This is a genomic window from Rhizobium sp. BT04 (genome assembly GCF_030053135.1).
In the GTDB taxonomy this organism is placed as follows: domain Bacteria; phylum Pseudomonadota; class Alphaproteobacteria; order Rhizobiales; family Rhizobiaceae; genus Rhizobium; species Rhizobium binxianense.
The window spans coordinates 2745560-2766162 of the sequence record NZ_CP125652.1 but is presented as its reverse complement, the minus strand read 5'-3'; the positions used below and the strand labels follow the sequence as shown (position 1 = coordinate 2766162).

23 protein-coding genes are annotated in these 20603 nt (G+C 61.8%); 9 read left to right on the top strand and 14 right to left on the bottom strand.

What is annotated here, in order from left to right; genetic code table 11:
- Positions 1 to 13: 13 nt before the first annotated feature.
- The 7 genes from QMO82_RS21950 to ffh all read right to left on the bottom strand — a co-directional run bounded on the left by QMO82_RS21950 (position 14) and on the right by ffh (position 5462).
- Positions 14 to 811, bottom strand: a complete 798-nt coding sequence (locus QMO82_RS21950) for a basic amino acid ABC transporter substrate-binding protein (RefSeq protein WP_183608567.1) — start codon at positions 809 to 811, stop codon at positions 14 to 16.
- Between the two features lie 163 nt (positions 812 to 974).
- Positions 975 to 1529, bottom strand: coding sequence for a 50S ribosomal protein L19 (rplS, locus tag QMO82_RS21945; protein WP_028758031.1), 555 nt, complete (start codon positions 1527 to 1529; stop codon positions 975 to 977).
- A gap of 213 nt (positions 1530 to 1742) precedes the next feature.
- Positions 1743 to 2444: a tRNA (guanosine(37)-N1)-methyltransferase TrmD gene (gene trmD, locus QMO82_RS21940; protein WP_183608568.1), complete on the bottom strand. Its 702-nt coding sequence runs from the start codon at positions 2442 to 2444 to the stop codon at positions 1743 to 1745.
- Entirely contained in the window at positions 2444 to 3013 is a 570-nt protein-coding gene (gene rimM, locus QMO82_RS21935) for a ribosome maturation factor RimM (protein ID WP_183608569.1), read from the bottom strand. The genes trmD and rimM overlap by 1 nt, the downstream gene beginning before the upstream one ends.
- 114 nt (positions 3014 to 3127) lie before the next feature.
- Entirely contained in the window at positions 3128 to 3499 is a 372-nt protein-coding gene (gene rpsP, locus QMO82_RS21930; RefSeq protein ID WP_085738669.1) for a 30S ribosomal protein S16, read from the bottom strand.
- A 48-nt stretch (positions 3500 to 3547) separates the two neighbouring features.
- Positions 3548 to 3868: a chorismate mutase gene (locus tag QMO82_RS21925; protein ID WP_037101839.1), complete on the bottom strand. Its 321-nt coding sequence runs from the start codon at positions 3866 to 3868 to the stop codon at positions 3548 to 3550.
- Positions 3869 to 3884: 16 nt separating this feature from the next.
- On the bottom strand, positions 3885 to 5462 hold the full coding sequence (ffh, locus tag QMO82_RS21920; RefSeq protein ID WP_183608570.1) for a signal recognition particle protein: 1578 nt from the start codon (positions 5460 to 5462) through the stop codon (positions 3885 to 3887).
- Positions 5463 to 5863: 401 nt separating this feature from the next.
- On the opposite strand from ffh, the gene QMO82_RS21915 reads away from it, so the two are divergent.
- From QMO82_RS21915 to QMO82_RS21890, 6 genes are all read left to right on the top strand, one after another.
- Positions 5864 to 6088 carry a hypothetical protein gene (locus QMO82_RS21915; RefSeq protein WP_183608571.1) on the top strand — a complete coding sequence of 75 codons (225 nt, stop codon included), beginning with the start codon at positions 5864 to 5866 and terminating at the stop codon, positions 6086 to 6088.
- A gap of 112 nt (positions 6089 to 6200) precedes the next feature.
- Positions 6201 to 7106, top strand: coding sequence for a diaminopimelate epimerase (gene dapF, locus QMO82_RS21910; protein ID WP_183608572.1), 906 nt, complete (start codon positions 6201 to 6203; stop codon positions 7104 to 7106).
- Positions 7103 to 8377, top strand: a complete 1275-nt coding sequence (gene mtaB / locus QMO82_RS21905) for a tRNA (N(6)-L-threonylcarbamoyladenosine(37)-C(2))-methylthiotransferase MtaB (protein WP_183608573.1) — start codon at positions 7103 to 7105, stop codon at positions 8375 to 8377. Before dapF ends, mtaB begins: the two co-directional genes overlap by 4 nt.
- Before the next feature lie 16 nt (positions 8378 to 8393).
- Positions 8394 to 9956, top strand: coding sequence for a signal recognition particle-docking protein FtsY (ftsY, locus tag QMO82_RS21900; protein WP_183608574.1), 1563 nt, complete (start codon positions 8394 to 8396; stop codon positions 9954 to 9956).
- Positions 9957 to 10034: 78 nt separating this feature from the next.
- Positions 10035 to 10679: a septation protein A gene (locus QMO82_RS21895; protein ID WP_183608575.1), complete on the top strand. Its 645-nt coding sequence runs from the start codon at positions 10035 to 10037 to the stop codon at positions 10677 to 10679.
- Complete coding sequence (locus QMO82_RS21890) at positions 10676 to 11263, top strand: DUF2585 domain-containing protein (protein WP_183608576.1); 588 nt, start codon at positions 10676 to 10678, stop codon at positions 11261 to 11263. The genes QMO82_RS21895 and QMO82_RS21890 overlap by 4 nt, the downstream gene beginning before the upstream one ends.
- Positions 11264 to 11291: 28 nt before the next feature.
- Here the strand turns inward: QMO82_RS21890 and QMO82_RS21885 are convergent, their stop codons facing one another.
- The 5 genes from QMO82_RS21885 to ccmA all read right to left on the bottom strand — a co-directional run bounded on the left by QMO82_RS21885 (position 11292) and on the right by ccmA (position 14421).
- Positions 11292 to 11900 (bottom strand): DsbE family thiol:disulfide interchange protein, encoded by a 609-nt coding sequence (locus QMO82_RS21885; protein ID WP_183608577.1) that lies wholly within the window; start codon positions 11898 to 11900, stop codon positions 11292 to 11294.
- Positions 11897 to 12064, bottom strand: a complete 168-nt coding sequence (ccmD, locus tag QMO82_RS21880; protein WP_183608578.1) for a heme exporter protein CcmD — start codon at positions 12062 to 12064, stop codon at positions 11897 to 11899. The genes QMO82_RS21885 and ccmD overlap by 4 nt, the downstream gene beginning before the upstream one ends.
- Complete coding sequence (locus QMO82_RS21875) at positions 12061 to 12828, bottom strand: heme ABC transporter permease (RefSeq protein WP_183608579.1); 768 nt, start codon at positions 12826 to 12828, stop codon at positions 12061 to 12063. Before QMO82_RS21875 ends, ccmD begins: the two co-directional genes overlap by 4 nt.
- A gap of 47 nt (positions 12829 to 12875) precedes the next feature.
- Complete coding sequence (gene ccmB / locus QMO82_RS21870) at positions 12876 to 13535, bottom strand: heme exporter protein CcmB (RefSeq protein WP_062941327.1); 660 nt, start codon at positions 13533 to 13535, stop codon at positions 12876 to 12878.
- A gap of 241 nt (positions 13536 to 13776) precedes the next feature.
- Entirely contained in the window at positions 13777 to 14421 is a 645-nt protein-coding gene (gene ccmA, locus QMO82_RS21865) for a heme ABC exporter ATP-binding protein CcmA (RefSeq protein ID WP_183608580.1), read from the bottom strand.
- A gap of 262 nt (positions 14422 to 14683) precedes the next feature.
- Here ccmA and acnA point away from each other — a divergent pair, with 262 nt between their 5' ends.
- The 3 genes from acnA to QMO82_RS21850 all read left to right on the top strand — a co-directional run bounded on the left by acnA (position 14684) and on the right by QMO82_RS21850 (position 19036).
- On the top strand, positions 14684 to 17374 hold the full coding sequence (gene acnA, locus QMO82_RS21860; RefSeq protein WP_183608581.1) for an aconitate hydratase AcnA: 2691 nt from the start codon (positions 14684 to 14686) through the stop codon (positions 17372 to 17374).
- 233 nt (positions 17375 to 17607) lie between these two features.
- A complete protein-coding gene (locus QMO82_RS21855; RefSeq protein WP_183608582.1) occupies positions 17608 to 18348 on the top strand; it encodes a thioredoxin family protein in 741 nt (246 codons plus the stop codon).
- A 286-nt stretch (positions 18349 to 18634) separates the two neighbouring features.
- A complete protein-coding gene (locus QMO82_RS21850) occupies positions 18635 to 19036 on the top strand; it encodes a DUF2794 domain-containing protein (RefSeq protein ID WP_097617951.1) in 402 nt (133 codons plus the stop codon).
- Between the two features lie 6 nt (positions 19037 to 19042).
- Here QMO82_RS21850 and QMO82_RS21845 read toward each other — a convergent pair whose 3' ends face one another.
- Positions 19043 to 19600: a GNAT family N-acetyltransferase gene (locus QMO82_RS21845; RefSeq protein WP_183608583.1), complete on the bottom strand. Its 558-nt coding sequence runs from the start codon at positions 19598 to 19600 to the stop codon at positions 19043 to 19045.
- A 110-nt stretch (positions 19601 to 19710) separates the two neighbouring features.
- A complete protein-coding gene (locus QMO82_RS21840) occupies positions 19711 to 20439 on the bottom strand; it encodes a Bax inhibitor-1/YccA family protein (protein WP_097617953.1) in 729 nt (242 codons plus the stop codon).
- Positions 20440 to 20603: the final 164 nt, after the last annotated feature.

Below are 20603 nucleotides of genomic sequence, written 5' to 3'. Positions count from 1 at the left end.
GATCGCTCGGGGATTATTCGCCCATCTTGTAGTCGAGGAACCACTTCTTGTTCAGCGCATCGAAGGTGCCGTCCGCCTTCAGCGCGGCAATGGCGGCATTGACGGGAGCGACGAGATCGGAGCCCTTCGGGAAGATGAAGCCGAAATCCTCGGTGCCGAGCGGTTCGCCGACCACCTTCAGGGCGCCGTTCGAGGAATCGACATAGCCCTTGGCAGCGACGCTGTCGGTAAGGACGAGATCGACGTCGCCTGTTTTCAGAGCCTGCACGGTTGCCCCGAAGGTTTCGAAAAGCTTGATGCGCGGGTTCTGCTCATTGCCGTCGAGGATTTCATAGACGGCAGTGTAGAAAGGCGAGGTTCCGGGCTGGGCGCCGATCAGGCCGTCGTTGAGGGCGGCAAAGGACTTGGCGTCGGTGAAGCGCTTCTCGTCGCCGCGCACCAGCATGAACTGCTGCGAGCGCAAATAGGGGTCGGAGAAATCCACCTTCTGCTTGCGGTCTTCCTTGATGGTGATGCCGGTCATGCCGATATTGTATTGGCCATCGGACACCGCCTGGATCATCGCGTCCCAGCTGGTGTTCTGATATTCGACCTTGAAATTCAGCCGCTTGGCGATCTCGTTCATCGCATCATATTCCCAGCCGATCGCCTTGCCGGATTTCGGGTCGACGAATTGCAGCGGCGGATAGGCATTCTCGGTGACGACGACGACGCTCTTGCCGCCGAGATCCGGCAGCTCGGCGGCCGATGCGGCGAGGGGCAGAAGAGCAAGGGCGGCGAGGCTCGCAAGAACGGTACGACGAAACAACATTGAATGGTTCCCAAAAATTGAACGGCAAAATTGTCACGGAAGATAGGCCCGAGGCAAGGCCGCCGGCTGCGTGACCAAGCAAAAAATAGAAAAGGCGACCCGAAGGCCGCCTTTCCAAGCGAAGAATTTTGCTTCAAGCAAAGAATTTTGCGTGGCGCAAATCTTATTCTGCTGCCGGCTCCGCTGCAGCGGCTGCTGCTTCTGCGGCGGCCTTTTCAGCAGCGGCCTTGGCTTCCGCAGCTTCGGCTGCTGCCTTCTCGGCGGCGAGCGCCTGAGCGGCTGCGACCTTCTCGGCTTCGATGCGTGCCTTTTCCTCGGCAATGGCGGCGCGCTCGGCGTCGTTGAGCTTGCGGGCGCGGACGCCGGTGTCTTCAACGATACGGGCAGACTTCCCGCGACGGTCGCGGAGGTAATAGAGCTTGGCGCGGCGGACCTTACCGCGGCGAACGACGTCGACGCTTTCGATCATCGGCGAGTAAACCGGGAATACGCGCTCGACGCCTTCGCCGTAGGAGATCTTGCGGACCGTGAAGTTTTCCTGCAGGCCGCCGCCGGAGCGGGCGATGCAGACGCCTTCATAGGCCTGAACGCGGGTACGGTTGCCTTCCGTGACCTTCACGTTGACGCGGACGGTGTCGCCCGGGGAAAATTCGGGAAGCGTGCGCTTGGCTTCGATCTTGGCGGCCTGTTCGGCCTCAAGCTGCTGAATGATGTTCATCGTCTTAACCTTTGGTTCTTCTGAAACAGCCAGAGCGCTCGACACTGATCCTTTGGAACTGGCCTCAGGACTTTGCCCTTAACGGGCGGGAGCGGGTTCGCCATTCTTTGTTTGCTGGCAGACGGGGATAACCCCATTTCCGCGTGCGCCAATACACGAAAGACCGGGGCTTGTCATCCCTCGCACGACATTTTTGTGAAGGGGAGGGTGGAATCAGCCGCTTTTCTCGGCTTTAGCCCTTTCGAAGAGGTCCGGCCGCCGCTCCCGCGTCAGCCGCACCGCCTCTTCGTATCGCCATTTGTCGATGGCGCCATGGTTGCCCGACGTCAGGATGGAGGGGATTTCCCGGCCTTCCCACGCCTGCGGCCGGGTGTAATGGGGATGTTCCAGCAGCCCGCCTTCGAAGCTTTCGTGCAGGCCGGAAAGATCGTTGCCCATGACACCGGGCAGGATGCGGATGATGGCATCGAGCAGGATCAGTGCGGCCGGCTCGCCGCCTGACAGCACATAGTCGCCGATCGAAACCTCTTCCAGTCCACGCGCCTCGATCACCCGCTGGTCGACGCCCTCGAAGCGGCCGCAGACGATGATGATGCCGTCGCCGGACGCAAGCTCGCGCACGCGTTCCTGTGTCAGCGGCCGGCCGCGCGGGCTCATCAGCAGCCGCGGACGGGCATCATTTTCCGAGGTGCTGTCGATGGCGCGGGCAAGAACGTCTGGTTTCAGCACCATGCCGGCGCCGCCGCCGGCCGGGGTGTCGTCGACGGTGCGGTGCTTGTCGGTGGCGAAATCGCGGATCTGCACCGCGTCCAGCGACCATTGCCCACGCTCCATAGCCTTGCCGGCGAGCGAGAAGCCCAGATGCCCCGGAAACATTTCCGGATAAAGTGTCAGCACGCTCGCCCGGAAGGCCATCACTTCTTCTTTTTCGGCTTGTCCGCGGTGAATTTCGAAAGCTCTTCGGGATCGTCGACCAGTCCTGCCGCCAGCGGATCGATCAGCAGCGTGCCGGCCTCGAGGTCGATCTCCAGCACCGAAACTTCGGAGAAGGGGATCAGCACCGGGCGCTTGCCCGGGCCCTTGAGCTCCAAGAGATCGCCGGCGCCGAAATCGAAGACGCCGGTGACCGTGCCGTAGCTGACACCCTTGTCGTCAAGTGCTTCGAGCCCTTCGAGATCGGCGTAGTAGAACTCGTCGTCCTCCAGCTCCTCGTCCGGCAGGTTGTCGCGCTCGATATAAAGTTCAAGGCCGTTCAGCGCCTCGGCGGCATTGCGGTCGTTGACGCCGCGGAAGCGGACGACGACGACATTCTTGGTCTCACGGATTTCGAGGACTTCGAAGCTGCGGCCGTCCATGCTGTGCAGGTGGCCGTAGTCGCCAAGGGCGCCGGGATCGGCCGTGTAGGCCTTGGCGCGCACCTCTCCCCGGAGGCCTTGCGCACCGCCGATCGTTGCCATCAGAACGGGGTTTTCAAGCTTTGTCATGGGTTCCTTCATGTGAAGCCGGAAGACAGGTTTCTCATAAACGAAGTGTGGGCGATTGGAAACGAAAACGGGCGGCATGTCGCCATGCCGCCCGTTAGAAAGGGGGGGTCCCGATTATTCCGCGGCGTCGGCGGCAGCAGCGGCGGCGTCAGCGATCTTCTGAGCCTTTTCTGCGGCGCGTTCCTGGGCGCGCTTGCCGGGCTTTGCCTTCTCAGGGTTGTTCTTGGCTTCGCGCTTGGCAACGCCGGCCTCATCGAGGAAACGCAGAACGCGGTCGGTCGGCTGGGCGCCGTTTTCGATCCAGTGCTTGATGCGCTCGGCGTTGAGCTGAACGCGCTTCTCGTCGTCCTTGGCGAGCATCGGGTTCCACGAGCCGAGGTTTTCGAGGAAGCGGCCGTCACGCGGGCTGCGCGCATCGGCGAGAACGACGTGGTAGTACGGGCGCTTCTTGGAGCCACCGCGGGCGAGACGAATTTTCAGTGCCATGTTCTTTACTCCTTAGGCTTTTCTTGACCGCTTCATGGGCGGTAATGACTATCGGGCTGCGGCGCTCTGTTCAGCGTGATCCGCAGCGATCTGCTCATGATGCCGGATGACTTCCTTGATGACGAAGTTCAGGAACTTCTCGGCGAAATCCGGGTCCAGATGCGCATCTTCGGCAAGCTGACGAAGACGAGCGATCTGGTATTCCTCGCGCGCCGGATCGGCCGGCGGCAACTTGTATTTGGCCTTCAGCACGCCGACCTCTTTGGTGCAGCGGAAGCGTTCGGCCAGAATGTGGACGAGCGCCGCATCGATATTGTCGATCGACTGGCGGTAGCTCGAAAGCTGGGCTTTGACGTCTGGATCAATCATGGGGCAGGCGATCCTTTCACTTCTTCTTGGGCAATCCGGGCAGGCCCGGGAAACCACCACCGAGGCCCGGCAGCTTTGCGCCGCCAAGACCGGGCAATCCGCCCGGCAAGCCTCCGCCTAGACCGGGCATACCCCCACCCGGCTTTCCGAGACCCGCGGCTTCCGCCTGCTTCTGCAGCGCTTCAAGCTGCTTCGGGTCGATATTCGAGAGATCGGGCATGCCGCCCATACCGCCGCCAAGTCCCATCTTGCCGGCAAGGCCGCCCATCATCTGCTTCATCATGCCGCCTTTGCCCTTGCCGCCCATCATCTTCATCATGTCGGCCATTTGGCGATGCATCTTCAGAAGCTTGTTGATGGCGGCGGCATCGGTGCCGGAGCCGGCGGCGATGCGCTTCTTGCGCGAATGCTTGAGCAGGTCGGGGTTGGCGCGCTCGGCTTTGGTCATCGACTGGATGATGGCGATCTGGCGGCCGAAAAGCTTATCGTCGAGGCCGGCTGCGGCCATCTTGTCCTTCATGCCCGCCATGCCCGGCATCATGCCCATGATGCCGCCCATGCCGCCCATCTTCTGCATCTGGCGCAGCTGATCGGCGAGGTCGTCGAGGTCGAACTTGCCCTTGGCCATCTTGGCGGCCATGGCGGCCGCCTTTTCGGCGTCGATATTCTCCGCGGCGCGCTCGACGAGCGAGACGATGTCGCCCATGCCGAGGATGCGGTCGGCGATGCGGCGGGGATGGAACTCCTCGAGCTCGCTCATCTTCTCGCCGACGCCGATCAGCTTGATCGGCTTGCCGGTGACGGCGCGCATCGAAAGGGCGGCACCGCCGCGGCCGTCGCCGTCCATACGGGTCAGCACCAGGCCGGTGATGCCGACGCGTTCGTCGAAATTGCGGGCGAGGTTGACGGCATCCTGACCGGTCAAGCTGTCGGCGACCAGCAGGATTTCATGCGGGTTCGAGCGCTTCTTGATGTCGGCCATCTCGACCATCAAGGGCTCGTCGATATGGGTGCGGCCGGCGGTATCGAGGATGACGACGTCATGGCCGCCGAGTCTGGCCGCCTGCACGGCGCGGGCAGCGATATCTGTCGGAGACTGGCCTGCGATAACAGGGAGCGTGTCGATGCTCGCCTGCGCGCCGAGCTGGCGAAGCTGCTCCTGGGCTGCCGGACGGCGCGTGTCGAGCGACGCCATCAGCACTTTCTTCTTATCGCGCGTCGACAGGCGATGGGCGATCTTCGCCGTCGTCGTCGTCTTGCCGGAGCCCTGCAGGCCGACCATCATGACGACGACGGGGGCGGCCGCATGCAGGTCGATGCCCACCCCTTCGCCGCCCAGCATCTCGATCAGTTCGTCATGGACGATCTTGACGACCATCTGGCCGGGCTTGATCGACTTCAGGATCTCGGCGCCGACGGCCTTTTCACGCACGCGGTCGGTAAAGGAACGTATGACGTCGAGCGCGACGTCGGCCTCCAGCAACGCACGGCGAACCTCTCGCAGCGCTGCGGAAACATCGGCTTCCGAAAGCGCGCCACGGCCTGTCAGTCCATTCAGAATGGATCCAAGACGGTCCTGGAGGTTTTCAAACATCGGCTCTTCCTTGATACGTTTCGGGCGGGTTCGATATGCCCGGAAACGTCGTGCTTTTCCTTGACGAAAACAAGACGCAAAGCCAAAAAGCACCCGAGGGCGCATCGCGCTGTCGGGTGTTGACCTCCGGGATATCAGGGTCCCGGTCGGCGGCTCGGAGTCATCAGGCTCGTCGCGGATTGGGCGCGATAAACAGGAAAGCAGTGGGAAAGTCAAGGCGAATGCGTCGAATGACCGCGTGGCGGGCTTGTCGGAAGCGCTGCGACCTGGCGCGAGCGATTAAAATTCCGGCCGACAGTCCAAATTCGCGATATAGGCCAGTTGCAAAATATTCCACTTATGATTCTACTTTCTACTTAAGTGCATCCTGTAAAATGATTCGTAAATATCCTTGATGCCGAATGATTCGGCGGAGATATCGAATGATAAATCCTGATATTGAGAGCTGGGCGCTGGCACGGGCTCACCATATTGTCCTGAATGAAGGCCTGAACCTTGCTAAGGCGGCACAGGACCTGGACCGCAAACGGTCCCGCTCGCTGGTCTACGAGCTGAGAAAAGTCATCACCGCCGCTATCGTCGAAGCACATGCGGCGTCTTTCGATTCCGACGGTGCGCGGCGTTAAAGGCTGAACTGCCTCGAAAGGGCAGCCGGCGGCAAACCTGCCCGGCACTCACCCACTGGTAATTCCTTCGCATTTCCGCCATATACAGCGGAAAGACGGACGGAATGATATCATGAGCGCAACGGTCGAATTCGCGAGGATGAACGGGCTTGGCAACAAGATCCTGGTCGTCGACATGCGCGGGCGGCCGGATAAGGTGACGCCGGCGGCGGCGGTCGCACTCAATGCCGATCCGCAGACCGAGTTCGATCAGATCATGGCGATCCATGATCCGAAGGCCGACGGCACCGATGCCTTCATCGATATCCTGAATTCCGACGGCTCGAAGGCGCAGGCCTGCGGCAATGGCACGCGATGCGTCGTGCAGGCGCTTGCCGCCGAGACCGGCCGAAAGGCCTTCACCTTCCAGACGGTTGCGGGCATCCTCAATGCGGTCGAGCATGAAGACGGCACGATTTCCGTCGATATGGGCCGGCCGGTCTTTAATTGGGACAGGATCCCGCTGGCGGAAGAATTCCACGATACCAGCCGCATCGAACTGCAGATCGGCCCGATCGACAATCCGGTGCTGCATTCGCCGTCGGCGATGTCGATGGGCAATCCGCATGCGATCTTCTGGGTCGACAGAGACGTGATGTCCTATGATCTCGCCCGTTTCGGACCGCTGCTCGAAAACCATCCGATGTTTCCCGAGCGCGCCAATATCACGCTGGCGCAAGTGACCTCACCGACATCCCTGACGACGCGCACCTGGGAGCGCGGTGCGGGATTGACGCTTGCCTGCGGCTCGGCCGCCTGTTCTGCCGCCGTCAGTGCTGCGCGCACCGGCCGTACCGGCCGCACTGTGACGATCAATGTGGCGAGCGCCAAGCCGCCGGCCACGCTTTCCATCGAATGGCGCGAGCGCGACGACCATGTCATCATGACCGGCCCGGCCGAATGGGAATGGTCGGGCAGGCTCGATCCGTCGACGGGTCTCTGGTCGCGCGAGGATACCCGAGAGGCGGAGGCGCAGTGAGCGGCGTCGAGGTCATTACCTTCGGCTGCCGCCTCAACACATATGAATCCGAAGTGATGAAGGCGCAGGCTGAAAAGGCCGGGCTCAACAATGCCATCCTGGTCAATACCTGTGCGGTGACCGGCGAGGCCGTGCGCCAGGCACGCCAGGCGATCCGCCGGGCGCGGCGCGACAATCCGCATGCCCGCATCATCGTCACCGGCTGTGCCGCGCAGACGGAAAAACAGACCTTTGCCGAAATGGCGGAGGTCGATGCCGTGCTCGGCAACGAGGAGAAGCTGACCAGCGCCTCCTATCGCAGCCTGCCGGATTTCGGCGTCTCGGCCGAAGAGAAGCTCCGCGTCAACGACATCATGAGCGTCAAGGCGACGGCGCCGCAGATGGTCAGGCATATCGACGGCCATGTGCGCGCCTTCATCCAGGTGCAGAACGGCTGCGACCATCGCTGCACCTTCTGCATCATCCCCTATGGCCGCGGCAATTCCCGCTCGGTGCCGATGGGGGCGGTCGTCGACCAGGCCCGCAAGCTCGTCGACGGCGGCTATTGCGAGATCGTGCTGACCGGCGTCGACGCCACCAGCTATGGCGGCGATCTGCCCGGCGCCCCGACGCTCGGGCTTTTGGCGAAGACGCTGCTGAAGCAGCTCCCCGATATCCGCCGCCTCAGGCTTTCCTCGATCGACAGTATCGAGGCCGATGCCCATCTGATGGATCTGATTGCCGACGAGCCGCGCTTCATGCCGCATCTGCATCTCTCGCTGCAGCACGGCGACGACATGATCCTAAAGCGCATGAAGCGCCGGCATTTGCGCGCCGATGCGCTGCGTTTCATCGAGGAGGCACGCCGCCTTCGCCCCGAGATGAGCTTCGGCGCCGATATGATCGCCGGCTTTCCCACCGAAACCGAAGAGATGTTCGGCAATGCCGTGCGGCTGGCCGAAGAGGCTGATATCGCCCACCTGCATGTTTTCCCCTACAGCCCGCGTCCCGGCACGCCGGCCGCCCGCATGCCGCAGCTCGACCGGTCGCTGGTCAAGGATCGCGCCGCCAGGCTGCGCGCCACTGGACATAGGCTGCATCAATCCCATCTCGACGGCATGATCGGAACCCGGCAATGGCTGCTTGTTGAAAACAACGGCCTGGCGCATACGGAAAACTTCACGCTGGTTGCCGCGCCCGGCCTTCGTCCCGGCGAACTTGTGCCGGTCACGATCACCGGCCACAATGGCAAGCATCTCGACATGCAATTGACGGCCGCTGCCGCGGCCTGACTTTCACGGAATCCCCATGGCGCTCAGTTTTATCAAAAAGGTCTTCACCTTCGGCAAGCCGGCTGAAGAGCCTGTGCCTGCAGCCGTGGAAAAGGAGCTGGGGCCGCGTTCGCGCGACGAAGATCTGCCGGTTGCTGACGATTGGGTGGTGACCGAGGAAATGGATACGGCCGGCGGGCCGGCTGCCGATATTGACGAGGCCGGGATCGAGGCGCCGGTTGCTAAAGATGATGTCGAAGCCGCAATTCTGCCCGCCGCCGACCGGTTGAGCGACATGGGCGTCGTGCCGCTTTCATTGCTGGAAGCCGAGGCGGAGGCCGCGCAAGATACCCCCCCTACCCTGCCGGGCGTCCCCCCCACAGGTGGGGGGACTGAACGCGCGGATACCGATCGCCAGGCAATCGATGGCGAAGATCAGGCTAATACTGCCTCACAGGATTCAGAGGATGCGGCGGAAGACATCGCCACGAGTCTCCCCCCATCTGTGGAGGGGATGCCCGGCAGGGTAGAGGGGGAGGCCGCGGATCGCGACATTTCAGCCGAAACGCCCCTCCCGTCACCGGAGTTGGTCGAATCGGCGCAGTCTGACCCCATCCTCCCAAAAGGCTTCGCCACCGGCCCGAAGATCGCCGAACCCGAGCCCGTTGTCCTCCAGCCGAGGCTCAGCTGGTTCCAGCGCCTGCGCAACGGGCTTGCGCGCACCTCCTCGCAACTGACCGGCCAGATCGCCGCGCTCTTCACCAAGCGCAAGCTCGATGACGAGACGCTGCAGGATCTCGAAGACCTGCTGATCCAGGCCGATCTCGGCGTCGAGACCGCGCTGCGCGTCACCGACACACTCGCGTCCGAGCGCTATGGCAAGGACGTCACCGGCGAGGATGTCAGCCGGATCATGGCGTCCGAAATCGCCAAGGTCCTGAAGCCGGTCGCCAGGCCGCTGCAGCTCGACCTCTCGCACAAGCCGCATGTCATCCTCGTCGTCGGCGTCAACGGCACGGGCAAGACGACGACGATCGGCAAGCTGGCGGCGAAGCTTTCCGGTGCCGGGCTGAAGGTGATGCTGGCCGCCGGCGATACTTTCCGTGCGGCGGCGATCGAGCAGCTGAAGATCTGGGCCGAGCGGACCAATTCCGAATTCATCGGCACCAAGCTCGGCGCCGATGCCGCAGGCCTTGCCTATGATGCCTTCGAACAGGCGAAGGCAAAAAAATGCGACGTGCTGATCGTCGATACCGCCGGCCGCCTGCAGAACAAGGCCGAGCTGATGGCCGAACTCGAGAAGATCGTGCGCGTGCTCGGCAAACTCGATCCCGATGCGCCGCATACCGTGCTGCAGACGCTCGATGCCACGACGGGGCAGAATGCGCTCAGCCAGGTCGAGATCTTCCGCAATGTTGCCGGCGTCAACGGGCTGATCATGACAAAGCTTGACGGCACGGCGCGGGGCGGCATCCTCGTCGCCATTTCCGCCAAGCACAAGCTGCCGGTCTATTTCATCGGTGTCGGCGAAGGTGTCGACGATCTCGAGCCGTTCGAGGCCGAGGATTTCGCGCATGCCATTGCCGGACTTGGGCAATGATGCCACAGATATGCCGCCGAAAGCCTGCAAGGCACGGCCGGCCCGCAGGTTTCCAGGAAGAACAGGTTTGAAGAAGGCATGAGCACCGAAAGCGATATCACCCCGACCGCGGCTGACCGGCATCACCCGCTGCTGAAACTGGCGCTGGAACTCGGACCGCTGCTGATCTTCTTTTTCGCCAATCTGCGCGGCCAGTGGCTGGTGGAGAAGTTTCCGGCGCTTTCCGAACTGGGTGGACCGCTGTTCGTGGCGACCGGGCTCTTCATGGCGGCGACGATCATCTCGCTGATCGTTTCGAAGATCGTGCTCGGCCATCTGCCGATCATGCCCTTTGTCTCCGGCATCGTCGTCGTCATTTTCGGCTCGCTGTCGATCTGGCTGCAGAACGAGACCTTCATCAAAATGAAGCCGACCATCGTCAACGCGCTCTTCGGGGTGGCGCTGCTCGGCGGGCTTGCCTTCGGCCGCTCGCTGCTCGGCTATGTCTTCAATGCCGCCTTCCAGCTCGATGCCGAGGGCTGGCGCAAGCTCACCATCCGCTGGGGCATCTTTTTCCTCTTCCTCGCCGTGCTGAACGAAGTCGTCTGGCGCAATTTTTCCGACGGCACCTGGGTCGCCTTCAAGGTCTGGGGCACGATGCCGATCACCATCATCTTCACGCTGGCGCAGATGCCGCTGGTGCTCAAGCATAGCATCAACCTGGAAACGGACGGCGAGAAGTGAGTGCGGCAGACGTTGAATATCGTGTGAAACACCAGACCTACTGGTTCGTCGCCTGCCTTGCGGTGCTGATCGCCCAGATCGTCGCCGAATATATGATGGGCCGCGTGCCGATCTGCGCCTGCGGTTATGTCAAACTCTGGGAGGGCGGGGTCAATACCAGCGGCAATTCGCAGCACCTGTCGGACTGGTACACGCCGTCGCACATCATCCACGGCTTCCTGTTCTACGGGCTCGGCCATCTCGTCCTGCGCCGCAAGCCGCTGGCGGCACGACTGCTGTTGGCGCTGTTCATCGAATCCGGCTGGGAGCTGCTCGAGAATTCACCTCTCATCATCGACCGTTACCGCACGGCGACGATCGCCCTCGACTATTACGGCGACAGCATCCTGAATTCGGCGATGGATACCGTCTTCATGTGCGTCGGCTTCTTCTTCGCATCGCGCGCGCCGGTGGCACTGACGGTGGCGATCGCCATCTTCTTCGAAATTTTCACCGGCTATGTGATCCGCGATAATCTGACGCTCAATGTGGTGATGCTGATCTGGCCAGTGGAGGCGATCAAGGTCTGGCAAAGCGGGCTTTAATGCTTCTTTGTCCCGGAAAGACCCCTCGCTAGGAAACCGGCTTGCCCAATGCCTTTTCCATCGCCGGAAACAGCCCTTCCTTCAGGCTGACATCGTCGAACGGGCCGACGCGCTTGTAGAGAATCGTGCCGTCGGGGGCGACCAGGTAGCTTTCCGGAATGCCGTAGACGCCCCAGTCGATCGCCGCCTTGCCGTTCGGATCGATGCCGATCGCTTGGTAGGGATTGCCGAGCTCACCGAGGAAACGCAGGGCGTTGTCGCTCTGGTCCTTGTAGTTGATGGCGACGATGTTCAGCCGTCCGTCTTTTGCCAGTTCTTTCAAAACAGGATGTTCGTCGCGGCAGGGAATGCACCAGGAGGCGAAGACGTTGACGAGGGTGAGCTTGCCCTTGATCGCTGCATCGGTCAGCGCCGGCAGGTTGGCGCCATCGAGTGGCGGAAGGTTCAGCGTCGGCGCCTTGGTGCCGATCAGGGCGGAAGGGATTTCGGTGATGTTCTTGCCGTGAAAATCCTGGTCGTAGAGCATCTTCGCGGCAGTTGCCGCAATGCCGCCGAAGACGATCAGCGGCAGAAGCGCCAGCACGAAGCTGCCGCGCCCTCGCTGCTTGGCGGGCGGGATTTCCGGCGTCTCGCTCATTGCCCGTCCCCAGTGCGTGCCGAGCGGCGGCGAATGCCCGCGGCTTCGAGGCTCGCGAGTTCCCGGCGGCGCGCCCGCCCGTCGGCCCAGGTCCAGAGCGTGACGGCGACCGTTACGAGGGCTGCGAAGCCGTAGGAGGCGTAGACGTAGAAGGCGTGCGTCAAGTCTGTTCCTCGCGGCTGGCCATGCGGGCGGCGAGGCGGCGCTGGGCGGCGATGCGGCGGCGCCAGATCTCGTTCCTCATCGCCATGATATGCAGGGTGAAGAAGAGCAGGGTGAAGGCGATCGCCATGACGAAGAGCGGCCGCAGGAATTCCGGATCGATCGCCGGGCCGTCGAGACGCAGCACGCTTGCCGACTGATGCAGCGTGTTCCACCATTCCACGGAGAATTTGATGATCGGGATGTTGACGAAGCCGACGAGGATGAGCACGGCGCTGACGCGTGCGGCCTTCGACGGATCGTCGATGGCGCGGCTGAGCGCAATCAGCCCGAGATACATCAGAAAGAGAATGAAGACGGAGGTCAGCCGCGCATCCCAGACCCACCAGGTGCCCCACATCGGCTTGCCCCAGAGCGAGCCGGTAACGAGGGCAAGCAGGGTGAAGGCGGCGCCGAGCGGGGCTGCTGCCTTGGCCGAGACATCGGCCAGCGGATGGCGCCAGACGAGCGTGCCGATCGCCGATATGCTCATGATCGTGTAGCACATCATCGAAAGCCAGGCCGAGGGCACATGGATATACATGATGCGCACGGTCTCGCCCTGCTGATAATCGCCCGCGGTGGCGAAGCTCAGATAGAGGCCGACGATAAAACAGAGGGCGGTGATGCCGGCCAGCCAGGGAATGGCGCGCGCCGCCAGCGCCAGAAACCGCGTCGGGTTGGCGAGATCGCTGAATTTGCTGATGGCAAGGCTCGTTTCGTTCATGACCGTTCCTTACCTTGATCCGGCTTTTCCCGCAATCGAATGGCTGGTCAATCCGCCGTGTTTCGCAGCGCCAGGGCAGCGGCGGCCGGACCGATAACGGCAAAGAAGAGTGTCAGCGCGATCAGGATGAGAAAAGGCGGCAGGAAGGGGGCCGGATCTTCGACCGCAGCATAGGTGGCGCTGACGCCGAAGATCAGCACCGGGATGGTCAAGGGTAGCACGAGGATCGAGACCAGCAGGCCGCCACGGGGCAGCGCCACGGCGACGGCGGCGCCGACGGCGCCGATGAAGGTGATGGCCGGCGATCCCACAAGCAGCGTCAGCATGGTCGCACCGATCGCCGTCTCGTCCATATTCATGAAGAGGCCGAGCAGCGGCGAGGCGATGACGAGCGGCAGGCTGGTGGCCGTCCAGTGGGCGAGGCATTTGACCAGCACGGTAAGGACGAGCGGCGTTTCCTGCATCAGCATCAGGTCGAGCGATCCGTCGTCGCGCTCGGCCTGGAACAGGCGGTCGAGGCCGAGAAGGGCGGCAAGCAACGCGCCGATCCAGACGATGGCGGGACCGATGCGCGACAGCAGCTTGAGATCAGGACCGACGCCGAAGGGAATGACGGCGACGATGGTCAGGAAGAACAGCACGCCGATCAGAGCACCGCCGCCGGCGCGGATCGAGAGCTTGAGGTCGCGGAGGAAGAGGGCGGTCATGCGGGGCGCTCTGAAGAGGTGTGTTGAAAAGACCCCTCCCCAACCCCTCCCCACAAGGGGGAGGGGCTAAGTTGCGGTGCGCGGCAGTGGCCAAAAGCAAAGATCTGGCAGGCTGTTACCGTCCCGCTGACTGCAACGATGAGGTTTGCATCGGACGGCGCGGCAAAGTAGCCCCTCCCCCTTATGGGGAGGGGTTGGGGAGGGGTCTTGCCCTCAAACTCTGACAAATACCCACAGACCATCATCCCCATACCCCATGATCCACGCCGGCAAAGCCCGTCATCTTCATTTGCTGCACATTCTCCAGCCCCAGCGGCTGATGCGTTGCCGCCAGCACGATGCCGCCCTGTGCCAGATGCGCTGCGATCAATTCGGCCAGCAGCCGGTCGGCGCTGGCATCGAGTGCGGCTGTGGGTTCGTCGAGGATCCAGACGGGGCGGTGGGCGACGAGCAGTTTGGCGAAGGCTATCCGGCGCTGCTGGCCGGCGGAGAGATAACCGAAGGGAAGGTGGGTGATTCCTGAGAGGCCGACGGCCTCAGCGGCTTCTTCAAGCGGGAGGCCGGCAGTGCCGGGGTGGCCGAGAAAGGCTCGCCAGAATTCCAGATTCTCTGCAACTGTAAGTTCATTCTTCATCGCGTTTCGATGGCCAAGGTAGTGGCTGGCTTCGCCCGGATGCCGGTCTTTCCAGCCCTCTCCGTCGCGGAAGATGACGGTGCCTTTTTCCGGCTTGAGAAGGCCGGCGATGACACGCAGCAAAGTGGACTTTCCCGATCCATTTCTGCCCGTCAGCACAAGCGCCTCGCCGGCTGCCAAGTGAAAGGAAATGTTAACGAAAATCAGATCCTCACCGCGCCTTGCGGCCAGATTTTCGGCGGTGAGATGCATACGTCGGGTCTTTCCTGGTTTCGGCTTCCGGAGGGGTCAAAAAATGTCCGGTTTTGACTGCGTTCGGGTATGGCAAGTTTTTAGGAAATTATCTATAAGACCTGCAACCACGCCAGCGGTCGGCGTGAATTTCATCCTTGCGCCGAACTTGGAGCGTCTGTTCCACGTGCGGACAGCGGAAATGGCCGTACCCGCATCCTGATGTGCATTAAGTGCATAGGCGTTCGCACGACTGTGTTGGCTATCAGAAACGGGGTCTCTCGTGTCTAAATCTCTTGACAGTTTCAATTGTCGTTCCACGCTTTCCGTGAACGGAAAAGACTATGTCTATTACAGCCTGCCCAAGGCTGAGGCAAACGGTCTGCCCGGCGTCTCGAAGCTTCCCTATTCGATGAAGGTGCTGCTCGAAAACCTGCTGCGCTTCGAAGACGGCCAGTCGGTCACCAAGGAGCACATCCTGGCCGTCGCCCAATGGCTTGATAATAAGGGCGCGGTCGAAAACGAAATCGCCTATCGCCCGGCGCGCGTGCTGATGCAGGACTTCACCGGCGTTCCCGCCGTCGTCGATCTTGCCGCGATGCGCGACGCGATGGTGTCGCTCGGCGGCGATCCCGAGAAGATCAACCCGCTCGTTCCCGTCGATCTCGTCATCGACCACTCCGTCATTGTCGACGAATTCGGCACGCCGCAGGCTTTCGCGAGGAATGTCGAGCTGGAATACCAGCGCAACGGCGAGCGCTACCGCTTCCTGAAGTGGGGCCAGCAGGCCTTCAAGAATTTCCGCGTCGTGCCTCCCGGCACCGGTATCTGTCATCAGGTCAATCTCGAATATCTCGGCCAGACCGTCTGGACCAAGGAAGAGGACGGCGAGACGATCGCCTATCCCGATACCTGTGTCGGCACCGACAGCCACACGACGATGATCAACGGTCTCGGCGTTCTCGGCTGGGGTGTGGGCGGTATCGAAGCGGAAGCTGCGATGCTCGGCCAGCCGGTCTCGATGCTGCTGCCCGAAGTCATCGGCTTCAAGCTGACCGGCAAGCTCAAGGAAGGCGTCACTGCAACTGACCTCGTTCTCACCGTCGTGCAGATGCTGCGCAAGAAGGGCGTCGTTTCCAAGTTCGTCGAATTCTTCGGCCCCGGTATGGACAATATGCCGCTCGCCGACCGCGCGACGATCGGCAATATGGGCCCGGAATATGGCGCCACCTGCGGCTTCTTCCCGGTCGACGGCGAAACCATCAACTACCTTACCATGTCCGGCCGCACGCATGACCGGATCGCTCTCGTCGAAGCCTATTCGAAGGCCCAAGGCATGTGGCGTGAGGGCGACGGTTCCGAGCTCGTCTTCACCGACACGCTGGAACTCGATCTTAGCGACGTCGTGCCGTCGATGGCCGGCCCGAAGCGTCCGGAAGGCCGCATTTCGCTCGAGAACATCGCGACCGGTTTTGCCGGCTCGATGGACACGGATTACAAAAAGCCCGGCCAGCTCAACAACCGCTATGCGGTCGAAGGCACGGATTTTGATCTCGGCCATGGCGACGTGGCGATCGCCGCCATCACGTCCTGCACCAACACTTCCAATCCGTCAGTGCTGATCGCCGCCGGCCTTCTTGCCCGCAACGCCGTTGCCAAGGGCCTGAAGACGAAGCCGTGGGTGAAGACCTCGCTGGCACCGGGAAGCCAAGTCGTCGGCGAATATCTCGCCAAGTCGGGCCTGCAGGCCGATCTCGACAAGCTTGGCTTCAACCTCGTCGGCTTCGGCTGCACCACCTGCATCGGCAATTCCGGCCCGCTGCCGGCGCCGATCTCGAAGACGATCAATGACAAAGGTCTCATCGTTTCCGGCGTTCTTTCCGGCAACCGTAACTTCGAAGGCCGTATCTCGCCCGACGTGCAGGCGAACTACCTCGCATCCCCGCCGCTTGTCGTCGCTTATGCGCTTGCCGGCACGGTGCAGAAGGATCTGACCAGGGAGCCGATCGGTGAGGACCAGAGCGGCAACCCGGTCTATCTCAAGGACATCTGGCCGACTTCGAAGGAAGTCCAGGAATTCATCCTGAAATACGTGACCCGCGAGCTCTACGAATCCAAGTACGCCGATGTCTTCAAGGGCGACGTCAACTGGCAGGCCGTCCAGGTTCCGCCGGGCCAGACCTATGCCTGGGACGACAATTCGACCTATGTTCAGAACCCGCCCTACTTCGTCGGCATGGGTAAGAAGGGCACTGGCGTTTCCGACATCAAGGGCGCCCGCGTTCTCGGCCTGTTCGGCGACAAGATCACCACCGACCATATTTCCCCGGCCGGTTCGATCAAGGCGGCATCGCCGGCAGGCGCCTACCTGCTCGGCCACGAGGTCGCCGTTGCCGACTTCAACCAGTACGGTACGCGTCGCGGCAACCATGAAGTGATGATGCGCGGCACCTTTGCCAATATCCGCATCCGCAACCACATGCTCGGCCCGAACGGCAAGGAAGGCGGCTACACCATCCACTACCCGTCGAAGGAAGAGACCTCGATCTACGACGCGGCGATGCAGTACAAGGCCGAGGGCGTGCCGCTGGTGATCTTCGCCGGCGTCGAATACGGCAACGGCTCCTCGCGCGACTGGGCTGCCAAGGGTACCAACCTGCTCGGCGTCAAGGCGGTGATCGCCCAGTCCTTCGAGCGCATCCATCGCTCGAACCTGGTCGGCATGGGCATCATTCCCTTCGTCTTCGAAGAGGGCACGACCTGGCAGAGCCTCGGCCTCAAGGGCGACGAACTCGTCACCATCGAAGGTCTGGAAAAGATCAAGCCGCGCGAGAAGAAGATCGCCAAGATCACCTATGGCGACGGCACCGTGAAGGAAGTTCCGCTGCTGTCGCGCGTCGATACGCTCGACGAGGTGGTCTACCTCAACAATGGCGGCATCCTGCAGACGGTTCTGCGCGATCTCGCTGCCTGATTTTTAAGAGACTCGACTGATAATGGCCGCCGGAGAGCAGTTTCCGGCGGCTTTTCTTTGCGGCGACAGTAATTTGGCCAGCTCACGATGATTTGTTTTCCGCGGGTTCCGGCAGCGCTGCGTCTCACCCGTTCGTGACTTTTCGTTTGGACCCGGAAGGATTATTCGTACGTTCATATGTCAGAGCCTCCGGTTCCAACACGCCGTCGGCGCTGAAAAAGAGGTGCAGGTGAATGTCCCCCCGTTTTTTGATTCCGCTGATCGCCGGCGTTGTTCTCTCAGGCCCCTTGCAGGCCGAAGACGGCACGCCGAAAGGTGTCGTCGAACTGTTCACGGCGCAGGGCTGCTCTTCCTGTCCTCCGGCTGATGCCGCTTTCCGCAAGCTGGTGAACCAGGGCGATGTCATCGCGCTCGCCTATCATGTCGATTACTGGAACTATCTCGGCTGGGCCGATACGCTGAGCTCCAAGGAAAACACCGAGCGGCAATACGGCTATGCCAGAACGATGGGCCGCAGCAACGTCTACACGCCGCAGGCCATCGTCAACGGGCGCGGCCATCTGGCCGGCGCTGATCTCAACGGCATCAACGGCAAGATCGACACCTATAGCAGCGAAGGCAACGGGCTGACCGTCCCGATCAGCGCGGCGATGCGCGGCGACGAGCTGGAGATCAAGATCGGCGCGGGGCAGGGCAAAGCCAATGTCGTGATGGTCTATTTCGACAAGGAAAAGACGATCGACGTCGAAAAAGGCGAAAACAGCGGGAAGAAGCTGTCCTATCTGCACAGCGTCACCAATGTCGAAACGGTCGGTATGTGGGACGGCAAGGCGACCAGTCTGACGCTGCCGGCGAGCGTCCTGCAGCGGCCGCAGCTCGAAGGCTGCGCGATCCTGCTACAATCGGCGACCGACAACGGCGATCCGGCTGCGATCCTTGGCGCGACCGTGGTGATGGCTGGAAAAAACATCTGAGATTTCATCCGGTTGCGGATGAAGTACCGGGCGGCCCGGCTGAGCGTATTCGGGGCTGGGGTTAAGGTCGATACGCTCCGCCGGGCCCTTTGGCGCGCTGGCGCCAAACCGGGGATTCATAATTCTCCTGCAAATGAGGCGCTGTTTTGACTGAAATGCGGCGCTGCAGAGAAAGCGTTAGCGCTATCAGACTGCGGCCGAATGTGACGGGCGGTACTCTTGCAATTTGCGGCGGGTCGGGCACACTGTCACTCTCCTGTCACAAGCGGAGGCCTTGGGAGACCTGATGACAGATCAGCCGGATTTGCGACACGGCGAAAGCCGTTCCGTCGACAATAGTTCCTCAGTCGTCGTCGATCTCAGGGAATACAAACAAAGCAAGGACCCGCTTCCGGTGACTTTTCATCGGCGCGAACTGGACGCGATCCTGTGGATCTACGGCCGCATGGTCGGCGACGGCGAATGGCGCGACTACGCGATCGATCACCTGAAGGACAAGGCGGTCTTCTCCGTCTTCAAGCGCTCCGGCGAAATGCCGCTCTTCCGCATCGAGAAAAATCCGAAGATGGCGGCCAAGCAGGGCGCCTATTCGGTGATCAATATCCACGGCACGATCCTGAAGCGCGGTCACGAGCTGAATCAGGTGCTGAAGGTGTTCGACAAGGCCCTGAAGCTCGTCGACAAGTAGGCCGTATCAGCCGGCAAACAGCGTGCCGGGATAGGTGGACGGATCCGGAGCGGTTGTCATGCCTTCGCCGAGGGCGCGCTGCATGACCATCGTATCCAGCCAACGGCCGTGCTTGTAGCCGGTGCCCCTCATCAGGCCAACCTCCACGAAGCCTGCCTTGAGATGAAGCGCGATCGAGGCAGGGCTGGCACCGCCGATGACGGCGGTCATTTGACGGAAACCGAGATCGGTGCAGCGGTTGATCAGTTCGGCCATCAACAGTTTGCCGACGCCGCGTCCGCGCGCCTCAGGGGCCAGATAGATCGAATCCTCGACCATCCAGCGATAGGCGGGGCGCGTGCGAAAGGCCGAGGCGTAGGCATAGCCGAGCAGACCTCCGTCGGCATCGACGGCGGCGATATAAGGATAGCGCTGGCTGACGATCGCCGAAAAACGCTGCGCCATCTCGGCCTCGGAAGGCGGCACGATCTCATAGCTCGCCACGCCGTTCAGGACGGATTCGCGATAGATATCGGCAATGGCGGGAATGTCGGCTTGCGAGGCATCGCGCAGGAGGAAGGACATTTCGGGGGCTGGTCCATCGGAATGAGAGGGCTTACCTAAAACCACTGCTGCGAAACCGGCGCAACAAAAAAGGCGGCCGAAGCCGCCTTTTCGATCTCAGTCCGTCCTGCTTATTTGCGGTTGCCCATGAACTGCAGCAGGAACATGAAGAGGTTGATGAAGTCGAGATAGAGCGTCAGTGCGCCCATGATCGCCTTGCGGCCGGCGACAGCGACGTCATCGGCTTCCAGGTACAGTTCCTTGATCCGCTGTGTGTCGTAGGCGGTGAGGCCTGCGAAGATCAGAACGCCGAGCACCGAGATCGCGAACTGCACGGCCGACGAAGCCAGGAAGATGTTGACCAGCGAAGCGATGATCAGGCCGAACAGACCCATGATCAGGAACGAGCCCATCGCCGACAGGTCACGCTTCGTCGTGTAGCCGTAAAGCGACAGCGCGCCGAAGGAGGCGGCGGTGACGAAGAAGGTCTGCACGACGCTCTGGCCGGTGTAGATCAGGAAGATCGACGAGAGCGACAGGCCGACAAGCGCGGCATAGATCGCGAACGTCGTCTGGGCGGCGCTCACCGTCATGCTATGGATCCGGAAGCTCAGGAAGAACACCAGAGCCAGCGGCGCCAGAATGACCACCCACTTCAGCGGGCTCACATAGATCGCCTGGCCGAAAGCGGTCAGTTCGCCGTTGGCGAAAGCGAATTGGAACGACAGATATGCGGCCACACCGGTGATCGCCAGACCCAGCGCCATCAGGTTGTAGACCTTGAGCATATAAGCGCGCAGGCCTTGATCAATCATCTCGCCGGTCTGAGCGCGGCTTTGATAGTTACGAAGATCAGCCATAGTTTCCTCTTACAAGCTCCGATGGAGATACGGTGTCGGGGTTTTCGACCCGGGCGCCGCTGCGGAGCTCCAGCATGCCTGCGGATAATATGAGGCTTTCGCCCCTCGCAAACAAGAGCCTTGCGAGGGCTCGGCCGGTTAAATCGCCGTAAGGTGAAGGGTTT